Source organism: Salinicola sp. JS01 (assembly GCF_030284585.1).
Taxonomy (GTDB): Bacteria; Pseudomonadota; Gammaproteobacteria; order Pseudomonadales; family Halomonadaceae; genus Salinicola.
Genome location: NZ_CP127244.1, coordinates 3,304,738 through 3,328,570, shown reverse-complemented (window position 1 = coordinate 3,328,570; position 23,833 = coordinate 3,304,738). Strand labels below are relative to the sequence as shown.

Here is a 23,833-nt window from a genome sequence, read left to right as displayed (position 1 = left end):
GTTTTCACGAGAGCGTCATTGTTGTTCGTTCGGGTCGCGGAGCGTGGGCACACCGGGAAGCGCTCTTTCTCGATGCCGCCTCGACCTCTTCCGCCGTCCGTGCCGCGGGGCAGGGGCGGATGCTGGCACGATAGCCAGACGCTAGGGCGCGCGCCATCCATGGGTAAGTGGTCAGACCACGAGGGTTTTGATGTGGGGTTGCCCGCGGGCCTCGCACTGCAAGGCTTGCCTGGCGGCGTCGGGGCCTGTCACGGGGCCGACGGGGCGTCTGGGGTGCGACTAATGGACGGTGTCGGTGGCCGTTGACCGCCGGGCTTGCCGGGGAACAAAAAAGCGCCGGGTCTCCCCGGCGCTTCGATCGTGCTGGCAGGTTGCACATCTCAGTGATGTGGTTGACGCCTCAGCCGGTGGCGAGCAGGCCGGTATCGGCTTCGATCTGCTCGGTCGACATCAGCGTCACGTTCACCGGGATCGACTTGGCCGCCAGGGTGTTGCTGCCGGCGTCGCGGTTGGCCACCGGGATCAGGTCGTTGACCTCCGGGTAGTAGGCGCCCAGGCAGTTCTCGGGCAGGTCATAGGCGATGATCTTGAAGCCGGAGACGGTGCGCTCGACGCCATCGTCGCTGAGCGTGCTCAGGGTCACCTTGTTGCCCGCTTCGAAGCCGTGCTTCTCGATATCCCGCGGGTTCATCATCAGCACCATGCGCGTGCCGTAGATGTCGCGATAGCGGTCGTCGTAGGAGTAGACGGTGGTGTTGTACTGATCGTGGCCGCGGATCGAGAGCAGCTGGAAGTGGGCGTCGCCGGGTTCGGACTCGTCCTCCGTCAGATGGTCCTGCGGGAACAGGAAGTGCGCCTTGCCGGAGTCGGTGTTCCATACTCGGTCGCGGGCGGCGATATCGAGATGGAACACCCCGTCGGCGGCGAGGCGCTGGTTGAAGTCGTAGAAGGTCTCCGGCTGGCTCGCTTCGATCTTGTCGCGGATGCGTGCGTAATCCTCGGCCAGCCACGCCCAGTCGACCTTGGGGTTGGGGGCCAGGGTCGCCCGCGCCAGCCCGGCGACGATCGCGATCTCCGAGCGCAGGTGCTCGGAGGCCGGTTCCAGCGCCCCCTTGGAGCCCTGCACGTTGCACATGCCATCCTCGATGGTAATGGTCTGCTCTACCCCGGCCTGGATATCCTTCTCGGTACGCGCCAGCGCCGGCAGCAGATAGGCCGCCTGACCGTGGATCAGGTGGCTGCGGTTGAGCTTGGTCGCGATCTGCACGGTCAGCGGGATCTTCTCGACATGGGCGCAGACCCGAGCCTGATCGGCGATGGCGCGGAAGAAGTTGCCGCCCATGCCGAGGAAGGCGTCGACCTCGTCGCGCAGGATCGCCTCGCAGCACAGCGCCACGTCGTGGCCGTGCTCGCGCCGGCACTCGATGCCGAAGAGCTCGTCCAGCTTGGAGAGGAAGGCTTCACCGGACTTGTGGAAGATACCCACGGTGCGGTCGCCCTGAACGTTGGAGTGGCCGCGCACCGGGCAGGCGCCGGCGCCACGCCGGCCGATGTGGCCGCCCATCAGCAGCAGGTTGAGGATCTGGTGGATATTGTCGCCACCGCGCATGTGCTGGGTGATGCCCATGCCCCAGCAGCAGATCACCCGCTCGGCGCGAATCCACGCCTCGGCCGCCTCGCTGATGGCGGCGCGGGTCAGCCCGCTGTGGCGCTCGATACGCTCCCAGGGTAGCTGGCGGCAGTGCTCGGCGAAGGCTTCGAAGCCATCGGTATGCATATGGATGAAGTCGTGGTCGATCACCCGCTTGCCGCCGTTGTCGCGGGCCTCGTCGTCGGTGGCGATGATGTGCTTGCACATGCCCTGGATGGCGGCGATATCACCGCCGATGCGCAGCTGATGGTATTGGCTGCTGATCGGCACGCCGTGGTTGGTCAGCATGTCCTTGGGTGTCTGCGGATTGGCGAACTTGACCAGCGCCCGCTCGCGCAGCGGATTGAAGGTGATCACCTCGGCGCCGCGCAATCGCGCCTCGTGCAGCAGGCCCATCATGCGTGGGCTGTTGGTGCCGGCGTTCTGGCCGAACAGGAAGATGCAGTCGGCGTGCTCGAAATCCTCCAGCACCGTGGTCGCCTTGCCCACGCCGATGCTCTGCGGCAGGGCCACCGTGGTGGTCTCGTGGCACATGTTGGAGCAGTCGGGGAAGTTGTGGGTGCCGATCATGCGGCCGTAGAGCTGCCACAGAAAGGCGGCCTCGTTGGAGGTGCGCCCGGAGGTGTAGAGCTCGACCCGGGTCGGGTCGTAGGTCTGGATGCGCTCGCCGATCTCGCGGTAGGCGGTCTCCCAGTCGATGGGGTCGTACTTGTCGGTGGTGGGGTTGTAGCGCAGCGGATGGGTCAGCCGCCCCTGCTTTTCGAGCGCGTGATCCGACCACGCCAGCAGTTCGCTGACGCTGTGCTGGGCGAAGAACTCCGGCGTGGTGCGCGCCGCGGTCGCTTCCCATGCCACCGCCTTGGCGCCGTTCTCGCAGAACTCCAGCGGGCCGGGCTTCTTGGGGTTGGGCCAGGCGCAGCTGGGGCACTCGAAGCCGCCGTCGGGCTGGTTGATCTTGAGCATCAGCGAGTTGCCCTTGAACGGCACCTTCTCGCGCAGAAAATGGGTCTCCGTGGCCTGCACCGATTGCCAGCCGCCGCCCGGCGCGTCGTGCTCGCCTTGCTTGCCGTGCAGTTCATCATCCTTGAGTTGATGCGACATGACCGTGGTCTCCTTGGTCGACCTGCGAACTGCCGCCACAGCGTTGCCCAGTCAATCGCAAACCCATGCCGTGGCGGCTAACCGTTACAGTATGGCAACGCTTTCGCGTTTGCCCAGTTCGGTCTTGGCCCCGAGCCGTCTTGGTCCAGGGCACGCTTGCCCCAGGGCGGGTCTCGTTTCCGTTTGACGCCCATCGCCCCCTTGGACATGCTGAGTCACGTCGATTGACCTCTTGTCACATTGTTCTCTTGTCACGAGGAGATGCCTGTCATGGCGCTTAAGATGTTCGATCTCTGCGGTCGCGATGAGCGGCTGCGTTTCTCGCCCTACTGCTGGCGGGTCAAGTTCGCCCTCGCCCACAAGGGGCTGGCGTGCGACTTCGTGCCCTGGAAGTTCACCGACAAGGAGGCGCTGGCCTTCTCCGGTCAGGGCCGGGTGCCGGTACTGGTCGACGGCGAGGAGACCGTCGTCGACAGCTACGAGATTCTGCGCTATCTCGACCGCGCCTACCCCGACAAGCCGCTGCTGGGCGAGGGCGCCGCGGCGGAGCGGGCGCGCTTCTTCAAGTTCTATAGCGAGCGCTCGCTGGCCCCGGGCATCGTGCGCACCATCCTGATGGATGTCTTCAACACCATTCATCCGGACGATCGCGACTACTTCCGTACCACGCGCGAGAAGGCCTTCGGCCGCACGCTCGAGGAGATGCACTCGCCGAGCCAGGGCCTGACCATGCTCGACCGCGCCCTGGAGCCGATGCGCGGGCGTCTCGACGAGAGCGAGTTCCTCGACGGCGCCGCCCCCGGGGCCGCCGACTATCTGGTCGTGGGCGCGTTCATGTGGGCGCGGGTCTGCTCGGGCGCCGATCTGGTCTCCAATGCCGATCCGGTCTACGCCTGGTACCAGCGCATGCTCGACCTCTACGACGGCCTGGGCCGCAACGCCACCCGCCTGGTCGATGTCGAAGGGGCGTATCAGAACGTGTGAGTTCGAAAGCGGCGGCGCGAGCGCGTGCCGCCATCGGCGACAGGAGCAGGCCATGATCGATCTGTATTACTGGACCACGCCCAATGGGCACAAGATCACCCTGTGTCTCGAAGAGGCCGGGCTCGACTATCGCATTCGGCCGATCGATATCGCCAAGGGTGAGCAGTTCAGCGCCGAGTTTCTGGAGATCTCGCCCAACAACCGCATTCCGGCGATCGTCGACCGCTCACCGATCGACGGCGGCCAGCCGCTGGCGCTGTTCGAGTCCGGGGCGATCCTCGAGTATCTCGCCGACAAGAGCGGCAAATTCCTGCCCAAGAGCGGGCGCCAGCGCTACCGCGTGCTGCAGTGGCTGCACTGGCAGGTCGGCGGGCTGGGGCCGATGGCGGGTCAGAATCATCACTTCCGCCACTACGCGCCGCGCAAGATCGAGTATGCGATCGAGCGCTACACCAAGGAGACGGCGCGGCTCTACGGCGTGCTCGACCGCCAACTGGAGGACAACGACTTCGTCGCTGGTGACGACTATTCGATCGCCGACATGGCGATCTGGCCGTGGATTCGCTCCTATGAGAAGCAGGGCCAGGAGCTGGATGACTTTCCCGCGCTGCAGCGCTGGTTCGAAGGGGTACAGCGGCGTGACGCGGTGAACCGGGCCTACGCCCGGGCGCTGGAGGTCAATCCGGACAACGACGTGGCGATGACCGATGAGGCGCGCGGCCACCTGTTCGGGCGCTGAGGGTCGCCAGGAGAACGAGGAGGCCAGGAAAGCTAGGGGAGCCAAAGAGAGAGGCCCGGTAGTCACCGGGCCTCTCGCGTTTCCATCACACTGTTCTAGCACAACATCGTTCTAGCACACCGCTCTGGCGCTCAGCGTTCGCTGTCGAAGAATGTCTTGACCTGCTGGAAGGCGGTGGAGAAGTAGCGCTCGTAGGTGTCCTTTTCGACGAAGCCGATGTGCGGTGTCGCCAGTACCCGCGGATGCGCCTGATAGGCGCTCGCCCCCTCCGGCTCCTGCTCGAAGACGTCCAGCGCCGCGCTCCCCGGACGCCCGGCATCGAGGGCATCGAGCAGCGCCCCGGGGCGGATCAGCTCGGCGCGGCTGGTGTTGACCAGCAGCGCATCGGCGCGCATGGCGGCCAGCTCGCGCGCGGTGATCATGCCGCGGGTGTCATCGGTGAGCCTGAGATGCAGCGAGACCACGTCGCAGCGGGCGAGAAAGGCGTGGCGGTCGGGCTCGAACGCGATACCCAGCTCGAAGGCGCGCCCGGCGCTCGCTTCGCGTCCGTGGGCCACCACCTGCATGCCGAAGGCCTGGGCGTAGCCGGCCACCAGGCTGCCGATCTTGCCCAGCCCCCAGATGCCCAGGGTGCGCCCGTGCAGCGCATGCCCCAGCGACTCCGTCTCTAGGCGCTCGGTGGTGCGCTGCCACTCGCCCCGGGCCTGGCGCGCCAGATAGCCGCCGAGACGGCGACAGCCGGCCATGATCAGCAGCCAGGTCAGCTCGGCCGGGGCGATGGGCGAACCGGTGCCCTCGCGCACCGCGATACCCAGCTCGCGACACGCCTCGAGGTCGATCGCCGAGGCCAGGCGTCCGGTCTGCACCACCAGCTTGAGCCGTGGCAGCTTCTCCAGCACCTCGCGGCTGAGCACGCTACGTTCGCGGATCAGGATCACCGCATCGCTCTCGGCCAGCCGCGCCGCCAGCGCCGAGGGAGCGACCCGCGCGTACTCGATATCCAGCCGCACGTCGCAGCCGTCGAGTTCGCGCACGGCGTCGAGAAAGCCGCAGCATCCCTGATAGTCATCCAGCACCGTTACCGTCATTGCCATGGCAGCGCCTCCTCGGCAGTCATACTGGCTGCCATTGTTGGCACGTCCAGGGGTGGCTGTCGAGCGTCGGCTGACGCACGTTGACGGAGGTGGCCAGGGGATATGAGAGGGGGTATTGAGGGGGCGTCACGAGAGGGGCGACGAGCGCAGCGGTAGCGGGCGGGTGGTATAGAAAGACGCCCCGCCAGGGGCGGGGCGTCTGTGCGGTTACCGTCAGTCGCTCAGCTATCGCTCTGCTTGGGCAGGGCGTAGGCGATCACGTAGTCGCCGGTGGGGGTCTGCATGAAGTGGTGGCCGGTGGCGACGATCACCAGATACTGGCGGCCGTCGGCTTCGTAGACCATCGGGTTGGCCTGGCCGCCGGCGGGCAGGGGAGCCTGCCACACGGTCTCACCGCTCTCGATGTCGATCGCGCGAATCAGATCGTCGGTCGCCGCGGCGATGAAGATCAAGCCACCGGCGGTCACCACCGAGCCGCCGTTGTTGGGCGTGCCGATATCGATCGGCAGGCCCGAGCGGATGCCCCAGGGGCCGTTGGCGCGGGCGGTACCCAGCGGGCGGTCCCAGAGCGTCTTGCCGCTGGAGAGTTCGATGGCGCGGATATGGCCATACGGCGGCTGTTTGCACAAAAGCCCGGTGTAGGGCACCCGCCAGCCGGCGTTGACGTTGATCGCGTAGGGGGTGTTGGCCTGCGGATCTCCCGCGCCCTCGGCGCCCCCGCGGTCGGATTTTTGCTCCTCGCGCGGGACCCAGCCCAGCTCGTTAGCGACGTCACGCGGCACCAGCTCGTTGTAGTTGGGCATGTCGTTGTAGTTGGCGATGATCACCCCGCGCTGCGGGTCGACCGCCACGCTGCCCCAGTCGGAGCCGCCGTTGTAGCCGGTGTACTCGACCCACGGCTGCTCCGCGGTGGGCGGCGTGTACATGCCCTCCCAACTGGCCTGCTGGTACTGGATACGACAGAAGAGCTGGTCGAACGGCGACATGCCCCACATGTCTTTTTCGGTGATGTCCGGCTGGCGCAGGGTGGCGTAAAGCGAGAACGGCTGAGTCTTGCTGCGCTGCTCCGGCTCGGCGCCGCCCTGAGGCACCGGGCGCTCCTCGGCGCCGCCACCGAGCAGTTCGCCGGTCTCGCGATTGAACACGTAGATCTCGCCCTGCTTGGTGGGCATGATCAGCGCCGGCACCTCGCCGTTGTCGGTGGGGAAGTCGATCAGCGTCGGCTGCGAGCCGGGGTCGTAGTCCCACACGTCCTTGTGCGCGGTCTGGAAGTGCCACTTGGGCAGGCCGGTCTCGACGTCGAGCGCGACCATCGAGCTGGCCCAGGCGTTCTCTTCCGGGGTGCGCGAGCTGCTCCAGTAGTCGGCGGCGCTGTTGGCCATGGGCAGGTAGACCAGCCCCAGCTTGCTGTCGCCGGCGGCGGTGGTCCACATGTTGGGTGAGCCGCGCACGTAGGTTTCGTCGCCGCTCAGCGGTTCGCTGCGATCGGGGCGGCCGGCATCCCACGCCCACTGCAGTTCGCCGGTCACGGCGTCGAAGCCCTTGATCACGCCGGAGGGCGGATAGCGGCGCTGGCCGTCGAGCACCTGATGCCCGGTGACGATGACATCGCGCACTACTACCGGGGCGGAGTTGATCGAGACATAGCCCGGCGGGGTCTCGCCCATGTTGCGCTTGATATCGACCTGGCCGTTGTCGCCGAAATCGGTGCACGGCTTGCCGGTGGCGGCGTCGACTTCGATGATGCGTCCATCCAGGGTGCCGGAGATGATCCGGGTGCGGCAGGCGATGGCATCGCTGTCGGCGACCGCGTTTTCTTTGTCTTGATCGCCGCCGTTCTGATCGCCCTCGTTGTGATGCTCTTCGCGCTTGGCGTCACCTTCCTGGGCGCCACTGGCCGCCTCCTGAGTGTCGGCGCTGGCGCTGTCCGCCGCGGGCAGGCGATCCGCCGGCACTTCGTAGTAGGTCACGCCGCGGCAGGCGGCGGTGTAGGGGATGGCATCCTCGGAGACCACCGGGTTGTAGCGCCAGTTCTCTTCGCCGGTGGCGGCATCGAGGGAGATCAGGATATTGCGCGAGGTACACAGGAAGACATCATCGCCCACCTTGAGCGGGGTGGTCTCGGCGCCCCAGCGGTGATCCAGCACGTCGCCGGTGCGGTACTGCCAGGCGACCTGGAGCTGGCCGACGTTGTCCGGGGTGATCTGCTCCAGCGGCGAGTAGCGGGTCGCCGCCGAATCGCGGCCGTAGGCGGTCCAGTCGCCCGGAGCGGGCACGTCCGCCGGCTGGGCGTTGCCGACATCGGTGGCCAGTGAGCCGTCGGCGACCGCCGGTACCGCCGCCAGGTGCTGATAGCCGCGCCCGGGCACAAACGCCAGCGCGCCGGCGACGATCAGCCCCAGGCAGAGCACGCCGGCCAGGGCGAAGCCGACCCGCGGGCGCGGGCCGCCGCGCAGCGCGGGCACGACCAGGGCGACCAGGATCGCCAGGATCAGGATCAGGTCGAAGCGCGGGATCCAGCGCCAGTAGTCGAGCCCCGACTCCCACGCGGCCCACAGGAAAGAGCCGATGAAGACCAGGGCGTAGAGCCAGGCGCCCGAGAGCCGGCCGCGCCATAGCTGAATGCCCGCGAGCAGCATCCCCACGCCCGCGATCAGGTAGTACCAGGAGCCCCCTAGCAGTGCCAGATAGAGCCCGCCGCCGCCCAGGGCGAGTCCGGCGAGCGCGACGATGAGACCTACGATGCAGGCGAACAACCTGCTCGCACCGCGAGACGAGGTGGATTTGGCCACGTTTTTCTCCCTTGAAAGAGCGCCTTGAAAGAGCGCCTTGAATGAACGCGTTGAATGAGTGCGCTGGCTGTCCGCCATCCATTGACCGTTGCGCGGCGGCGGCTCTGAATGGGGCGGCCCGCTTTCTGTGGCGCGCCGGCCCGTCTGACACAAGCGTAGTCAGCCCGAAGCGGGATGACGAATGCCGCTGCTTGCGGCGTGCGCTCATGGGCGCCGATGCCACGTGTGTCGAATGCGTAACGGATTCGTTACGGTAAACCGTCGAAACCGTCTACTTTGTATGAAGCGTCATGCTTTGTATGAGCCGCCTACCTCGTATAAAGGCTCGGATAAAGGGCGCGTATGTCGCGTATGCGACACGGTTTCTCGGCGGCCCGGCAGAGGCCGCATCGACAACGACAAGGGAATGACAACGTGATCAATACCTACAAGATGATCGGCCTCGGCGTGGGCCTGATGGCCTGCGTGCCTATGGCATTCGCGCAGAGCTCGCAGGATAGCGACACCATCCAGCGGCGCCTCGATGCGCTCCAGCAGCAGGTGCAGGAGCTCAAGCGCGAACTCGCCGCGCAGAAGGCGAATCAGCAGCGCGAGAATACCCAGACGCGCCAGTTGGCGGAGAAGAACAGCTCGCTGCTGGACAACGTCGGTACGCCACAATTCAGCGGCGCGATCGAGCTGGGCTACACCTTCAACGACTGGAGTGAGTCGAGCAAGGACACCGTCGGTGACATGGATTTCGGCAAGTTCATCCTCGGCATGGACGGTGGCGAAGGCCCGCTCTCCTACTCCTTCCAGTACCGCTTCTACGACGGCTATCGCTTCCTGCATCACGCCTGGGCGGGCTACGCCTTCAGCGATGCCGATACGGTCAAGCTCGGCCTGGTGCAGACCCCGTTCGGCAACATGGATTACGGCTACCTCGGCTGGTACGGCAACCTGCCTTATCTAGCGGGTTTCAACGACAACCAGAACGCCGGCATCAAGTGGGACCACAGCCAGGGCGCCTGGGATACGTCATTGGCGTTCTTCAAGAGCGATCAGCTCGGCGACGGCAACGAGCACTACGGCGCCAACGCGATCGGTGACAGCGCCCAGGGCAACAGCGAAGAGAATCAGCTGGCCGCACGCGCCGCCTATACCTTCGGCAAGGGCTCGGACTACACCACCGAGGTCAACCTCTCGGCCAAGGGCGGTCAGCTCTACAACCACAACACCCACGAGAGCGGCGACAACTGGGCCGTGGCGCTGGGCATGAACGGCAACTACGGCAACTGGACCACCCTGCTGCAGGCGACCAGCTACCAGTACGACGCCACGAACCCCGACGAGACCGTATCGGGTATCTCGGACAACGCGCTGCAGATCGGGGCCTTCGGCTTCAACTATCTGATTCCGGCAGAGGGGCAGATGTACTCGGCGAGCCTGGCCTACAGCATGGACGTCGACTGGGGCGTGGTGGAGAACCTCTACTTCTACAACGACTTCAGCTATATCGCCGCCTCGGGCGACTACTCGGCGGTCAACGGCGGCTTCGGCGACATGGACGACCCCATGCTCAACGACCTGGGGGTGAAGGTCACCGCCGGGCGCTACTACGCCTGGTTCGATATCGTCACCAACAAGAACGGGCTGAACTACTTCGGCTCGCCGGTGGACGATGGCTGGCACACCAGCGTGCAGAGCCACTTCGGCCTGACCTACTGAGGCGATTGGAGGTCGCGCTGCCATGCCCCGTCGAGCCCGCTCGGCGGGGCATGCGCGTTTCTGGGCTCATGTTTCTGAGCTCACGTTTCTGGGTCCGCGTCTCGCGCCACGTCCTGGCTACACCGCGGAGGTGGCATGTCTGTCGAGTAGACCAAGGCCACTTGCCAGTATTAGAAATGTATATTTTATACAAGAGGTGTGCTATCAGTGCGTAACACGCCGTGTCAGGAGGGGGTGGCAAAGGGGGAGGGCACGTTGCCCAGCCCGCTGCGCACCGCTCAACGCAGGCGGTCTCCTGATCAGCGTCGTACCAACAACCATAAAGCGCAAAGCGAAGGGAGTAGTGGCAATCATGAACCTGAGAACGATCCTCAAGCTCATCGCCTCCACGGCGGCCCTCCATCTGGCGGCGAGCGGCCCGGCTCTGGCCCAGGACGGACCGATCACCATCGGGGTCCAGGCGCCCACCACCGGCTCCGAAGCGACCTACGGCAAGGACATACTCAATGCCATCGGCCTGGCCGCCGACGAGATCAACGCCAAGGGCGGCCTGCTCGGCGGACGCCAGATCACCCTGGTCAGCGGCGATACCGCCTGTGACCCGCAGCAGTCGGTCAACGCCGCCAGCCGTCTGGCTTCCCAGGAGGTGGTCGGCGTGGTCGGCGGCTACTGCTCCGGTGCCACCCAGCCGACGTTGAAGATCTACGGTGACGCCAATATTCCGTTCGTGATCGTCGCCGCCAACTCGACCCAGCTGATACCCGCCAACCCCGGCAACGCCTTCATGATCAATTCGACCGGCGCCGACCAGGCCAAGACCGCGGTCGACTTCTTTGCCGGCAAGGGCATCGACAAGCTGGCGATCGTCAATCAGGGCGATGCCTACTCCCAGGATCTGGCCAACCTGACCCGCGACGCCTGGACCGCGGCCGGCCATGAGGTGTCGGCCTTCGAGTACGTCAACAAGGGCGAGCAGGACTTCTCGGCGCTGGTCAACAAGATCCGCGGCTCCGGCGCCCAGGCGGTGTTCTGGACCGCCTACTACGCCGACGGCGGGTTGCTGATCCGGCAGCTGCGCCAGCGCGGCTTCCAGGGCACCATCGCGGTGGGCGACGGCTCCAACTCGCCCAAGCTGTTCGATATCGCCGGGCAGGCCGCCGAAGGCGTCTACGCCTTCTCCAACCCCACCGCCGACTTCCTGCCGGCCGCCAAGCAGTTCATCAGTGACTATCAGGCCAAGTTCGATACCGCCCCCGGCCCCTACGCACCGCTGGCCTATGACGGTATGCAGCTGATGGCCTGGGCCATCGACAAGGCCGGCTCCACCGACGCCGATGCCATCATCAAAGCGCTGGGCAGCGCCGATGGCAAGGAGTGGCTGGCCGGCCCGATCAGCTTCACCCCGCAGCACACCCTGGCACGCAGCAACTTCGTGGTGCTCGAGGGGCAGGGCGGCAAGTGGACCCGCTACCAGCCCTGATCCACGGCCGGCCGTAGGGCCCGCCCGCCGTCTGCGTGCAGAGTGCGCGGCGGGCGGCGCCGTGACTGCCTCTTCCCCTCGCTGCCCAGGGACGCATGCCCATGACCTGGTACGACTCTCTGCTCCAGCAGCTCGCCGACGGGCTGGTGCTGGGCTCTTTCTACGCGCTGGTGGCACTCGGCTACACCATGGTGTTCGGGGTCATCAAGCTGCTCAACTTCGCCCATGGCGATCTCTACATGACCGGGGCCTTCGCCGGCTTCGGCGGTCTGTCGCTGGTCTCCGGGGTGCTCGGCGCCGGCTGGCTGGGCATCTTCGTGGCGATGCTGCTGGCGATGCTGGCGGTGGGCTGCCTGGGGGTGGTGATCGAGCGCATCGCCTACCACCCGATGCTGGCGGCACCCAGGCTGTCGATCCTGATCACCGCGCTGGCGGTGTCGCTGGTGCTGCAGAACGCCGCGCTATCGCTGACCGGCGGCCAGTACACCGCCTTTCGCACCGATCTCGGCTTCGGCGGGCTCAGCCTCGGCAATCTGTTCATCTCGTATAACCAGATCGTACTGGTGGCCACGGCGGCGGTGCTGATGATCGCGCTGGAGCTGTTCGTGTCGAAGACGCTTTATGGCCGCGCCATGCGCGCGGTGGCGATCGACAAGGACATGTGCCGCATGCTCGGCATCAACGTCTCGGCGGTGATCGCGATCACTTTCTTCATCGGCTCGGGGCTGGCCGCCGCCGCCGGCACCATGGCCGGCGCCTACTACGGCAGCATCTGGTACTTCATGGGCTTTCTGATCGGGCTGAAGGCGTTCACCGCGGCGGTGATCGGCGGTATCGGCAGTATTACCGGTGCCATGCTCGGTGGCCTGATCCTGGGCCTGCTGGAGTCGTTCGGCACCCATATCCCGTTCATCGGCAGCGAATGGAAGGATGTCTTCACCTTCGCGATCCTGATACTGGTGCTGGTGTTCAAGCCCACGGGGCTGCTCGGCAAATCCGAAGTGGAGAGGATGTGACATGGCCAATCCGACCCCTGTGGCGCCGCAAGAGCGCCCCCGTGGCAACCCGGCCCAGCGCCTGTATGCCGCCTTCGACTCCCCCGGGCGGCGGCGCGTGCTGCATCTGGTGCTGCTCGCCATCCTGATCGTCACGCCGTGGCTGTCGAGCCAGTACGTCACCGTGATCCTGACCAATGCGCTGCTCTACGTGGTGCTGTGCCTGGGGCTCAACGTGGTGGTGGGCTACGCCGGCTTGCTCGATCTCGGCTATGCCGCCTTCTTTGCCGTGGGCGCCTACACCATCGGCATTCTGACCCAGCAGTTCGGTTTCAACTTCTGGGCCGCGATTCCGTTCGCGCTGCTGGCGGCGGCGCTGGCCGGGGTGATCATCGGCGGGCCGACGCTGCGGCTGCGCAGCGACTATCTGGCCATCGTCACCCTGGGCTTCGGCGAGATCGTGCGCTTCACCGCGCGCAATCTGGAGATCACCGGGGGCGCCAGTGGGTTGTCGCACATCCCCGAGCCGTCGCTGTTCGGCTGGTACATCGATAGCTCGATCGATTTCTACTACGTCTTCGCGGTGCTGGCGGTACTCGCCTACATCGCCAGCCAGCGGCTGTTCGACTCGCGCCTGGGGCGCGCCTGGCTCTATGTGCGCCACGACGAGGATGCCGCCGAGGCGATGGGGATCAACCGCGTCGCGGTCAAGCTGGCGGCCTATGTGATCGGCGCGATCTTCGGCGCCGTCGGTGGCATCTTCTTCTCGGTCAACCTGGGTGCGATCTCGCCGGAGAGCTTCAGCTTCCAGCAGTCGGTGCTGATCCTGATGGCGGTGGTGCTGGGCGGCATGGGCAAGATCCCTGGGGTGATCCTGGGCGCCTTCATCGTGGTGCTGGGGCCGGAGCTGCTGCGCGAGTTCGACACCCTGCGATTGCTGATCTTCGCCGTGCTGCTGCTGCTGATCATGCTGTTCCGACCCAGCGGTATCTGGCCCGAAAAACGATCCTGAGGAGCCGCCGATGCTACTCCAACTCAACCAGGTCTCGCTGAGCTTCGCCGGCAACAGCGTGCTCGACGAGGTCGCTTTCGGGGTCGCCGCGGGGCGCATCCAGAGCCTGATCGGCCCCAACGGCGCCGGCAAGACCTCACTGTTCAACGTTATCACCGGCTTCTATCGGCCGCAGCGTGGCGAGATTACCTTCGACGGCGAGCGCCTGGTCAAGCGCAAGCCCCACAGCGTGACCCGCCTGGGCATCGCGCGCACCTTCCAGAACGTGCGTCTGTTCCGCGAGATGTCGGTGCTCGAGAACGTCATGGCCGGCCAGCACTGCCGCTCCCGCGCCGGGGCGCTGGCGGCGGTGCTGCGGCTGCCCAGCCAGCGCGCCGAAGAAAAACGGATTCGCGCGACCAGTCTCGAGTGTCTCGACTTTGTCGGCCTCGCCGACAGCCAGGAGCGGCTGGCGACCAACCTCGCCTATGGCCACCAGCGGCGGGTGGAGATCGCCCGGGCGCTGGCCACCGAGCCCAAGCTTCTGCTGCTGGACGAACCGGCGGCCGGGCTCAACGGCAGTGAGAAGGAGGCGCTGGTCGAGCTGATCCGGCGCATCCGCGACGAGCGCGGCATCGCCGTACTGCTGATCGAGCACGACATGAGCCTGGTGATGAACGTTTCCGAACACATCAGCGTGCTCGACCACGGCAGCCTGATCACCGAAGGCACGCCGCAGTCGGTGGCCAACGACCCTAGAGTGATCGAGGCCTATCTGGGCCAGGACGACGAGGAGTTGGCGCTGTGACACAGACGACGAGAGCCGACGACATGGCGGCGAGCCCTCAAGAAGCGGGCGGGCCGGGTGAGTTACGCCAGGGCGAGGTACGCCTGAGCCTGAGCGGGGTGGATGCGTTCTACGGGCAGATCCAGGCCCTGCGCGGAGTGTCGCTGGAGGTGCGCCAGGGCGAGATCGTCACCCTGCTGGGCAGCAACGGCGCCGGCAAGTCGACCACGCTGAAGACCATCTCCGGGCTGGTGCGGGCGCGTCAGGGTGACGTCTGCCTCGAGGGGGAGTCGATCGCCCGGCTGCCGGCGCATCGGATCGCCCGCCGCGGCGTGGTCCACGTGCCCGAAGGCCGGCGCGTGCTGCGCGGGCTGACGGTGAAGGAGAACCTCGAACTGGGCGCCTTTACCGTCAAGGACAGTGCGCTGCGCCGGCAGCGGCTGGAGGAGGTCTACGCGCTGTTCCCGATCCTCCACGAGCGCCGCCATCAGGATGGTTCGCTGCTCTCCGGCGGTCAGCAGCAGATGCTGGCGATGGGGCGGGCGCTGATGCACGGCCCCAGCGTGATGCTGCTCGACGAGCCGTCGATGGGGCTGGCGCCCAAGCTGGTGACCGAGATCATGCGCATCATCAAGCGCCTCAACGAGGCCGGCACCACCATCCTGCTGGTCGAGCAGAACGCACGTCTGGCGCTGCGCCTGGCGCACTACGCCTACGTGATCGAGAACGGCGAGATCCGCATGCAGGGCGACGCCGCGGCGATGCGCGAGGACGCCGCGGTGGTCAAGGCTTATCTCGGCCTGGGCGACTGAGCCCGCGGCGCCCGATCCGAGCCAGCGCGCGGCTCGGCGCTTCAATCGCTGGCCACGGCTGCCGTCGACGCCTTGATGTGCGGGCGCTCGGCCATGATCTTGGCCAGGCGCTCCAGCGCCAGTTCCAGGCGTTCGATCAGCCCCTCCAGCAGGACGCGGCGATCCGCCGGAACGTCGCCGTGCTCGGCGATCATCGCATCCAGGCGCTGGCCGGCGGCGTGCACGCCCTGGGGCGGGCGGCCGTTGGCGGCCTCCTCGAAGCCGCTGGCCAGGGCCCTCAGCAACTGGCGGTGGGCGCGCCGGATCAGCGGATGCGGTGCCTCGTCGAGACGGTCGCGCAGGCGCAGGGTGGCGCTGCCGACATCCAGGCCGGTGAGGCCCAGAATGAACAGATGGCGCTGGTCCTCCGGCAGCATGTCGTCGTGCTGCGCCAGCTGCAGCATGCGATCTGCCATGTGGCCGCTGAAGCGGGTCTCGGCATCGCGGATCGAGCGCCGCCGCAGCTGATGGATATCCTGGGAGATAGCGTTGATCAGGCGCCGACGGCGCAGTCGCGTGCCCAGCCCCGGCAGCAGACGGAACCCCATCACCACGCAGCTCAGGCCGATGATCACCGCCACGGCGCGGTTGGCGAAGCTGTCGAATGAGAAGTCCATGTCGTTGCCGGGCATGGTCAGCAGGATATTGAAGATGGTGAAGGCCAGGCAGTAACCCATGATCTTGGGGTTGGTCGCGCCCATCAGCCCCAGGAACAGCGGCGTGCCGAAGAGCATCGCCAGCATGGGGAAACCGTGGGCCTGAGACAGCAGCACGTGCCCGAACAGAAAGGCACTGGGGATCGCCGCGAGCATGCCCTTGTAGAACATCATGGTGATCATCACCGGATTGTCGCGGCTGGCGAAGAACGCCGAGAACAGCGTGCCCAGCAGCAGCGCCACCAGCGCGCTGCTCCACGCGGTGAGAATCCAGAAGGTGGCCAGGCAGGTGAACACCAGCCCGGCGCGCACGGCGTTGATGCCCGCCGCCAGATGGTCGCGGTGCCACGCCAGCGGCGCCGAGCGCAGGCGGTGGCGGCCCGGATCGGCGATCGCTTCGCGTGCGTCCAGCATCACCATGGCGTGGCCGATCGCTTCGCGGATGCCCAGGCGCACGCGGCGGTCGAGCGGCGCCAGGCCGGACTCGTTGCTCTCGTGGACCAGCCGGCGTAGCTCACGCAGCTCCTGGCGTGCCTGGGGGACGCCCTTGCCGTGCTCCGCATCGCGGAAGCCGTCGGCGACCCGACGCGCGACCTCCACGCTGCCCGGGTCGAGCTTGTCGGCGTGCTCGTGCAGCAACTGATGCAGCGCGTGCAGCGTGGCCATCAGGCGCAGCGTGCGGCGTGTCAGCACGTGGGTGGCGCGCATGCGTCCGGGGCCTTCGGGGCCTTCGAAGCGCGCCGCCTGGCTGTCGGTCTCGAGCAGGGTGAGCGGGCCCAGGCTGCCGCGCAGGGCCTGCTGCATGGCGGGGATGTCGTCACTCGCCGCCAGGCGCAAAGCGGCGTGCTCGAAGGCCTGATTGACCACGCTGTCGGCCTGGGTGGCGAGATGCTCGCCGACTCGTGAGGGCCATAGCAGCGAGCTCACCAGCGTGGCGCACACCGCACCCAGCCCAAGCTCAGAAAGCCGCGCGACGGCGATGTCGAAAATACCGCCGGGCGAGCTGCCGTTGGAGATCACCACGATCAGCATCGCGGTGACCGCGCCCATGATGCAGCCGTAGGTGTAGTTGTTGCGCCACAGCGAGCCGACGTAGGTGCACAGCATGATCCACAGGGTCAGCGCGATCAGCGCCGGGATCCGCGCCTGGGCGAACAGCGCCATGATCGCGATCCCGACCAGGGCGCCGATCAGGGTGCCGCCGATCTGACAGATGCCCTTTTCGATCACCATGCCGCTCATTGGACGGATCTGCAGAAACGCCGCCGAGATCAGCGCCCAGTAGGGGCGATCGAGATTGAACCAGAGCGCCAGGTAGAGCGCGATCATCATCGCCACGGTGGTCTTGATCGCGAACTTGACCGCCGCGGCGTCCGGCATCAGGTAGTGCTTGAGCAGCGTCGGCATGAGGTCAGGACGCGTCGTCGGTGGCGCGCTCGGTGGGGATCGCGTCGGGCAGCGGCGCTTGCGGCTGAGACTGCGGCGTGGGGCGGCGATCCTCGTCTTTGCCGGCCGGGGCGGCGGTGCTGGCAGGCTGGGCCGGCGTATGGCCTGCGTCGGTGCGCTCGGCATCGGCATCGTGCTGGATGCGGATCGTCGCGGTCATGCCGGCGCTCAGCAGGGTGTGGTCAGGCATCTCGTCGAAGGTCACCCGCACCGGAATGCGCTGGGCCAGACGCACCCAGTTGAAGGTGGGCTGGACCTGCGGCAGCAGCTGGTTGTTGAGGTTGGTGTTGCTGTCGGCGATACCGCGGCCGATACCGGCGACATGGCCGTGCAGATGGGTATCGCCGTTCATCAGGATGATCTCGGCCGGATCGCCGATGGCGATCGAGGACATCTTGGTCTCCTCGAAGTACCCCATCACGTAGTAGGAGCGCGCCTGCACCAGCGCCATCACCGGCGTGCCGCGGGTGACGTAGTTGCCTGCCGCCAGCTGCAGGTTGAGCACGTGGCCGCTCACCGGCGCCACCACTTGGGTGCGCTGCAGATCGAGCTTGGCACTGTCGAGGGTAGCCTTGGCCTGGTCCAGGTTGGCCTGGGCGATACGCGTGTTGATCTGCGCGATCTGGCGATCCTCGGCGCTGATCGAGCGGTTGCTGAGCTGGTTGCGGCGGCGCTCTTCGGCGCGCTTCAGATCGAGCGTGGCCTGATTGTTGGCGACGCTGGCCTTGGCCTTGTCGAGCGCGGCCTGATAGCGCGAGGGGTCGATCTCGAACAGGGTGTCGCCCTGGGTCACGTAGCCGGTGTCGCTGACGTTGAGCGAACGTACCCAGCCGGAGACGTCCGGGGCGATGGTGATCACCTCGGCGCGCACGCGCGCGTCCCGGGTCCAGGGGGTGAACAGGTAGTAGTTCCACAGCCATACGCCGGCAGCGACGGCGATGGCGACGATGATCAGGGTCAAGAGGATACGTAGCGAGTTGCGCATCAAGAGCTCTCGAGCAGGACGGTAAACAGAAAGGTGATCGCGGCGGTGAAGATCACGAACAGCGAGACGTCGAACCAGGCTTCGTACCACAGTGCGCGGTGCCCCACCAACCAGTGCAGCAGGGTTCGTGTGACCAGGGTCGCGACGAGGCCGAATATGGCGTAGATCAGTAGGGGGCTGAGATAGATGCCACCTAGCGCGATTTCCTGAAGACCCATGGCATCCCTTGGCGCAGCCGTCGAAGCGGCGATAATATTAGCATGCTTAATAAATTGTCGACAGATGATCATGGTCAGCAGACACCTGCCATATCGGCAAGTCTAGCTGCAAATGGCGAGCCCGGGAGAAGCGGGTGTGGCGATTCCCCAGGCCTCGGGGACGGCGTGTCTTAGCTGTTCCAGCAGCGCGGCGATCTTACGCGGCTGGTGGCCGTAGGGGTAGAGCAGCGTGATCGGCTGTGCCGGAGCCTGCCAGTCGGGCAGGCAGGGGACCAGCGACCCCGGATGATGGCGCAGACGCAGCTGAGCCATCCAATCCGGCATCAGTCCGAGCCCTTGGCTGCGAACGATGGCATCGGCATGCAGTACCAGTTGGTCGACCTGCAGACGCGAGGTCGATGCCGGCAGCGGATAGCCCCCGTGCTCCGGGTGTCGCAGCACCATGCCTTTCTCCGCCTCACCGAGACGATCTATCCAATCGTGGCGGCGCAGATCCCGCGGGTGCTGGGGCGTGCCGTGGCGGCTGAGGTAGTCGGGGCTTGCGTAGATACCGTAGGTTAACCAGCCGAGACGCTCCTGGCGCAGTCCGCACTCGTCGATCTCTCCCAGCCAGACGTAGATGGCGTTGGCATCCGAGGCCATTGGCGGCGCCTGTAGCGTGCGCAGAACGAGCTGCGCCTGCGGATGCTGGGCCAGGAAATGCTCCGCCTGGCGTGCCATCCACCCGCGTGCGAGCGCCGAATGCACTTCGATCACCACCTCTCCACTGATCTCCGCGCGCAGGTCGTCCAAGGCCCGCTGGCTGCATTCGGCGATCTGCAACATCTCCCGGGCATAGCCCAGAAACAGACTGCCGGCCTCGGTCGGCAGTAACCGGTTGGCCTGGCGTCTCAGCAGCGGCTGCCCGAGCTGGGCTTCGAGATGCGCGATCCGGCGGCTAAGGGTCGACTTGGCAACGCCCAGACGCCGGGCACTCACGGTCAGGCTGCCGCTGTGCATCACGTCGGCAAAAGTGGTCAGCGAATCGAGATCGTACATGTGGAAGTGGCTCTGAAGTCGGGCCCGGCGTCTGCGGCGGTGTCAACTTTGGCGGTTTCAACTTTGGCGGTTTCAACTTTGGCGGTGTCAACGGGCGTCGGGGGACATGGGAATCCGTGGGCGTTGCGCGACACGCAACACGCTGTCGCGCAACGTTACCAGAAGAGTATGAAAGAATCTAAATGATAAATATTCGTATTAAGTTTCTCGGCGGTGCGGCCCCGCCCCGCCCGAGAGCATGTCGTCCAAGGGATCCTCCATGCCGCTGTCCACACCGTTGCGTGTCTCCACCCTATCGCTGGCAGTGGCCGCTGCCGGTCATGCCCAGGCCCAGGAATCGCTCGATCCGCTGGTGGTCACCGCTGCCGGTTATGTCCAGCAGGTCGCCACTGCGCCGGCCTCGATCAGTGTGATCACCCGCGAGCAGTTGGCGGATCATCGCTACCGGGACATCACCGACGCGCTGCGTAGCGTACCGGGTGTCGTCATTACCGGTGGTGGGGCGGGAGACAATGGTGCCGACATCAGCATTCGCGGCATGCCGCCCGAGTACACGCTGATACTGGTCGACGGGCGCCGCCAGTCGACCCGAGAGACCCGCCCCAACGGTAGCGCGGGGTTCGAGCAGGACTGGCTGCCGCCGCTGCAGGCGATTGAGCGCATCGAGGTGATCCGCGGGCCGATGTCGACGCTCTATGGTTCCGACGCCATCGGTGGGGTCATCAATGTCATCACGCGCAAGGTGGCCGATACCTGGCACGGCAACCTCCAGGTCGATGCCACCCTTCAGGAAGATCGCGATTCCGGCGACGAACAGCAGACCCAGTTCTACGCTGCCGGACCGCTCCAGCCGGGGCTACTCGGTCTCCAGGTGAGCGGCCGTTACGCCACGCGCGAAGAGGATCGGATCATCGATGGCTATGAGGAAAAGGCGCTGCGCAGTGGCACCGCGCGTCTGTCGCTGACGCCGAGTGCGAATCATGACTTCACCTTCGAGGCGGGCCGCACCGAGCAGGAGCGTCGATCCCGCGTCGGCGTGTCGGCTTCCGACACCGGTTGCCGTGGGCCCTGTACGGACACCGACGATGAGTTCACCCGCGAGCACTTTGCCATCACGCATACCGGGCGCTGGGGCATCGGCACCAGCGACTCCTATGTCCAGCGCGAGATCGCCAAGAACGAAACTCGCGAGATGGAGATCACCAATACGGTGGCCGATTCGCGCCTGGTGATGCCGTTTTCCGCGCATATCCTGAGCGTCGGTGCCAACTACGAGAAGCAGGCGCTGGAAGACGCCAGCAGCAACGATCTCGCCACCGGTATCGATAGCGTAGACGTCTATCAATGGGCGCTGTTCATCGAGGACGAATGGTTCCTGACCGATGACTTCTCGCTGACCGGCGGCGTGCGCCTGGATGACAACGAGAACTACGGCACGCACTACAGTCCACGCCTCTACGGGGTCTGGAGCATGACGCCCGACTGGACGCTCAAGGGCGGCGTCTCCTCCGGCTACCGCTCGCCCGGTCTGCGCGAGATCACGCCGGGCTGGGGCCAGGTGAGCCGCGGCGGCAACGTCTATGGCAATCCCGATCTCGAGCCGGAAACCTCGCTCAACCACGAGCTGGGGCTGGTTTACAGCGGTGACGGGGGCATGAGTGCCAGTGCGACGCTGTTCTACAACGAATTCGAGGACAAGATCACCCGGGTTGGCTGCCCGATCGATATCTGCACCGATGGCGTCAACGACTTTGGCGCCGACCCGACCTATCGCATCAACGTCGACGAGGCGATCACCCAGGGCGTCGAACTCTCGCTGACCACTCCCCTGTCCGAAACGCTGTCGCTGACTGCCAGTTACACCTTCACCGATTCCGAGCAGAAGTCCGGCGAATACAAGGGCAAGCCGTTGACCCAGCTGCCGCGTCATCTGGCGACCGCGACCCTCGACTGGAACCCCCGCGGGCGCCTGAGTGGCTGGTCGCGGTTGACCTACCGTGGCGAGGAGAGCCAGCCGACCGGCGGTAGTTCGGCCAGCACGCTGCAGGCGCCCTCGTACACCCTGGTCGACGCCGGTGGCAGCTGGGAGATCGCGCCCCAGGCCAGCTTCCTGTTCGGCATCTACAACCTCTTGGACAAGGGCGTGAATTACGACGACTACGGCCTGACCGAGGACGGACGTCGCTACTGGGTCGGGATCAATCTGGCCTTCTGAGACCAGGGCAATAGCTGCCGTGGCGAACGATTATGCCGCTCGCCACGGCGGATCAGGGATCATCAACACCGACATCGCGCTCGCCGCGGTGGCGTTTCGACGCAAGAGGAAATGTGTCATGCAGATGTGTTCAAGACGTCTCGGGATGTCACGCTGGTGGGGCTTGCTGCTCCTGACGCTACTGGGCGGCATGCTCGACGCCGCCCAGGCACGGACGCTCGAGACCGCTTACGGCGAGGTCGAGATCGAGGGCCAGCCGCAGCGCGTGGTCACGCTCTACGAAGGCGCGCTGGATACCGCGCTGAGCGCCGGCGTCACGCCGCTGGGTGCCATCGCGACACGCGGCGGCGATGGCGTCGCCGCTTACCTCGGCACGGCGGCCGACGGCATCGCCATCGTGGGAACGGCGCGCGAGACCAACATGGAAGCGGTGGTGGCCCTGCGTCCCGATCTGATACTCGCCTCCCCGCGGCTGCCCCGTGAGCAGTACGCGTTGCTGTCGCGACTGGCGCCGACCGTGGTGCCGGCGACCTCGGGATTCGAAGCCGAGGCTTGGAAGGCCGAGGCGCGCTTGTTCGCCCGCGCACTGGATCGCGAGGCGACGGTGAACGCGGCCCTCGATGCCATCGACGCACGCGCGCGCGAGCTGGCTGCGCGCCAGCCACCGCGCCGCCCCAGGGCGCTGCTGGCCCGATGGATGCCGCATGGGCCGATGGTGATGTCGACCCGGCTGTTCGCCACCGGCCTGATGGCCGCCGCTGGCTTCGCGGTGACGGATGGAGGCTTGGTTACCGAGGGGCGGCCGCACAGCGATCCGCTCAGTCTCGAGAACCTGGCACTCATCGATAGCGACTGGCTGTTTCTTGCCACCCTCAACGCCGAGGGCGAGGCGGCGATGGCAGCGGCGCGCCAGACGCCGGCGTTCGCGCGACTCGATGTGGTCCAGCGTGACCGGGTGATGCCGGTGGATGGTCAGCTCTGGAGCAGTGCCTCGGGGCCGATAGCGGCTTCTCGTGTGCTCGACGACATCGCCGCTGCGTTGGCGCCATGAGCTGGCGTGCCGCAGCGCAAGAGCGCAGGCGAGAGTCATGAGTGCTACCGATCTGGCTTCACGTTGCCCGCTGCCCCGGCTGCTGCTGGGATTGTCGTTGGGTCTCGTCCTGATGATGCTGGCCAGCCTGCTTTTTGGCGCTGGCGAGGTCGGCCCGCGGGCGGCCTGGCCGGTGCTCATCGGCGGTGGCGATAGCGAGGCGCGCTTCGTGGTCGCCTCACTGCGTGCGCCGCGTACGGCACTCGGTATCGGTATCGGCATCGCGCTGGGCGTTGCCGGTGCGCTGATTCAGGCCGCGGCACGTAACCCGTTGGCCGAGCCCGGCCTGCTCGGTGTCAGTGCCGGTAGTGCTTTGGCGGTCGCCGTGGCGCTGGCCCTGGGCGCGAGTGCAGCCACGCTGCGGATCTCGGTCGCGCAGCTGGGGGCGCTCGCCGGCTGTCTGGGCGTGCTCGCCGTCGCCCGGCTCGATGGTGTCGGCAGTGATCCGGTGCGCCTGGTGCTCGCCGGTGCGGTGCTTTCCGGGCTGTTGGGCGCGCTGACCTCGCTGATCCTGCTGGTCGACCAGCGCTCCGCCGATGAGATCCGCTTCTGGATCGTCGGCAGCCTGGCCGGACGCCGGCTCGCGGATTTGCAGGCGATTCTGCCGAGCCTGGCGGCGGCGGGGGCGATCACGCTCGTTGTGGCGCGCCCGCTGGCGGCCCTCGCCCTGGGGGAGCGCGTCGCGGTGGGGTTGGGCCAGCGGCCGCGCCTGGTGCGTCTGGCGACGGTGGTCGCGGTCGCGCTGCTGGTCGGGGCGGCGACGGCGGTCGCCGGGCCGATCGCCTTCGTCGGTCTGGTGGTCCCGTTCGCGGCGCGGGCGTTGGCCGGGCCGGACATCCGTCGCACGCTATGGTTGGCGCTCCCGCTGGGGCCGATTCTGGTACTGGGCGCGGATGTGTTGTCGCGGCTGCTGGTCGCACCTTCGGAAATGCCGCTCGGTGTCCTCACCGCGCTGGTCGGTGCACCGGTGCTGATCGCGGTCGTCCGCGCCCATCGGTTACCGGCGGTATGAA

Annotated in this window: 18 protein-coding genes; 11 read left to right on the top strand and 7 right to left on the bottom strand. The window is 66.5% G+C overall.

Annotated elements, in window-relative coordinates; all coding sequences use genetic code 11:
* Window positions 1–400: 400 nt before the first annotated feature.
* Entirely contained in the window at window positions 401–2,752 is a 2,352-nt protein-coding gene (locus QO259_RS15135) for an FdhF/YdeP family oxidoreductase (protein WP_207033383.1), read from the bottom strand.
* 270 nt (window positions 2,753–3,022) lie between these two features.
* On the opposite strand from QO259_RS15135, the gene QO259_RS15130 reads away from it, so the two are divergent.
* On the top strand, window positions 3,023–3,736 hold the full coding sequence (locus QO259_RS15130; RefSeq protein WP_106419366.1) for a glutathione S-transferase N-terminal domain-containing protein: 714 nt from the start codon (window positions 3,023–3,025) through the stop codon (window positions 3,734–3,736).
* A gap of 52 nt (window positions 3,737–3,788) precedes the next feature.
* Window positions 3,789–4,475, top strand: coding sequence for a glutathione binding-like protein (locus tag QO259_RS15125; protein ID WP_285950573.1), 687 nt, complete (start codon window positions 3,789–3,791; stop codon window positions 4,473–4,475).
* A 131-nt stretch (window positions 4,476–4,606) separates the two neighbouring features.
* Here QO259_RS15125 and QO259_RS15120 read toward each other — a convergent pair whose 3' ends face one another.
* Entirely contained in the window at window positions 4,607–5,569 is a 963-nt protein-coding gene (locus tag QO259_RS15120) for a D-2-hydroxyacid dehydrogenase family protein (RefSeq protein WP_285950572.1), read from the bottom strand.
* Between the two features lie 221 nt (window positions 5,570–5,790).
* Window positions 5,791–8,361 carry a membrane-bound PQQ-dependent dehydrogenase, glucose/quinate/shikimate family gene (locus QO259_RS15115; protein ID WP_285950571.1) on the bottom strand — a complete coding sequence of 857 codons (2,571 nt, stop codon included), beginning with the start codon at window positions 8,359–8,361 and terminating at the stop codon, window positions 5,791–5,793.
* A gap of 414 nt (window positions 8,362–8,775) precedes the next feature.
* Between QO259_RS15115 and QO259_RS15110 the strand changes: the two genes are divergently transcribed.
* The 6 genes from QO259_RS15110 to QO259_RS15085 all read left to right on the top strand — a co-directional run bounded on the left by QO259_RS15110 (window position 8,776) and on the right by QO259_RS15085 (window position 15,133).
* Window positions 8,776–10,068 carry a hypothetical protein gene (locus QO259_RS15110; protein ID WP_285950570.1) on the top strand — a complete coding sequence of 431 codons (1,293 nt, stop codon included), beginning with the start codon at window positions 8,776–8,778 and terminating at the stop codon, window positions 10,066–10,068.
* Window positions 10,069–10,420: 352 nt separating this feature from the next.
* Window positions 10,421–11,548, top strand: coding sequence for a branched-chain amino acid ABC transporter substrate-binding protein (locus tag QO259_RS15105; RefSeq protein ID WP_207033367.1), 1,128 nt, complete (start codon window positions 10,421–10,423; stop codon window positions 11,546–11,548).
* Window positions 11,549–11,649: 101 nt separating this feature from the next.
* Window positions 11,650–12,564, top strand: a complete 915-nt coding sequence (locus tag QO259_RS15100; RefSeq protein WP_035471257.1) for a branched-chain amino acid ABC transporter permease — start codon at window positions 11,650–11,652, stop codon at window positions 12,562–12,564.
* A 1-nt stretch (window position 12,565) separates the two neighbouring features.
* Window positions 12,566–13,555, top strand: coding sequence for a branched-chain amino acid ABC transporter permease (locus QO259_RS15095; protein ID WP_285950569.1), 990 nt, complete (start codon window positions 12,566–12,568; stop codon window positions 13,553–13,555).
* Window positions 13,556–13,565: 10 nt separating this feature from the next.
* On the top strand, window positions 13,566–14,342 hold the full coding sequence (locus QO259_RS15090) for an ABC transporter ATP-binding protein (RefSeq protein ID WP_285950568.1): 777 nt from the start codon (window positions 13,566–13,568) through the stop codon (window positions 14,340–14,342).
* The gene (locus QO259_RS15085; RefSeq protein ID WP_285950567.1) at window positions 14,339–15,133 is read left to right on the top strand and encodes an ABC transporter ATP-binding protein; all 795 of its coding nucleotides are present in this window, start codon (window positions 14,339–14,341) and stop codon (window positions 15,131–15,133) included. Before QO259_RS15090 ends, QO259_RS15085 begins: the two co-directional genes overlap by 4 nt.
* A 41-nt stretch (window positions 15,134–15,174) precedes the next feature.
* Here QO259_RS15085 and QO259_RS15080 read toward each other — a convergent pair whose 3' ends face one another.
* The 4 genes from QO259_RS15080 to QO259_RS15065 form a co-directional block, all read right to left on the bottom strand.
* On the bottom strand, window positions 15,175–17,235 hold the full coding sequence (locus tag QO259_RS15080) for an FUSC family protein (RefSeq protein ID WP_285950566.1): 2,061 nt from the start codon (window positions 17,233–17,235) through the stop codon (window positions 15,175–15,177).
* A 4-nt stretch (window positions 17,236–17,239) separates the two neighbouring features.
* Window positions 17,240–18,259, bottom strand: a complete 1,020-nt coding sequence (locus QO259_RS15075) for an efflux RND transporter periplasmic adaptor subunit (RefSeq protein ID WP_353057294.1) — start codon at window positions 18,257–18,259, stop codon at window positions 17,240–17,242.
* Entirely contained in the window at window positions 18,259–18,477 is a 219-nt protein-coding gene (locus QO259_RS15070) for a DUF1656 domain-containing protein (RefSeq protein ID WP_285950565.1), read from the bottom strand. The genes QO259_RS15075 and QO259_RS15070 overlap by 1 nt, the downstream gene beginning before the upstream one ends.
* A 102-nt stretch (window positions 18,478–18,579) precedes the next feature.
* Entirely contained in the window at window positions 18,580–19,515 is a 936-nt protein-coding gene (locus tag QO259_RS15065; RefSeq protein ID WP_285950564.1) for a LysR family transcriptional regulator, read from the bottom strand.
* Between the two features lie 259 nt (window positions 19,516–19,774).
* Between QO259_RS15065 and QO259_RS15060 the strand changes: the two genes are divergently transcribed.
* From QO259_RS15060 to QO259_RS15050, 3 genes are all read left to right on the top strand, one after another.
* Complete coding sequence (locus QO259_RS15060) at window positions 19,775–21,730, top strand: ligand-gated channel protein (protein WP_285950563.1); 1,956 nt, start codon at window positions 19,775–19,777, stop codon at window positions 21,728–21,730.
* A gap of 145 nt (window positions 21,731–21,875) precedes the next feature.
* The gene (locus tag QO259_RS15055; protein WP_285950562.1) at window positions 21,876–22,781 is read left to right on the top strand and encodes an ABC transporter substrate-binding protein; all 906 of its coding nucleotides are present in this window, start codon (window positions 21,876–21,878) and stop codon (window positions 22,779–22,781) included.
* A 112-nt stretch (window positions 22,782–22,893) separates the two neighbouring features.
* Complete coding sequence (locus QO259_RS15050) at window positions 22,894–23,832, top strand: FecCD family ABC transporter permease (RefSeq protein ID WP_502949153.1); 939 nt, start codon at window positions 22,894–22,896, stop codon at window positions 23,830–23,832.
* Window position 23,833 lies beyond the last annotated feature (1 nt).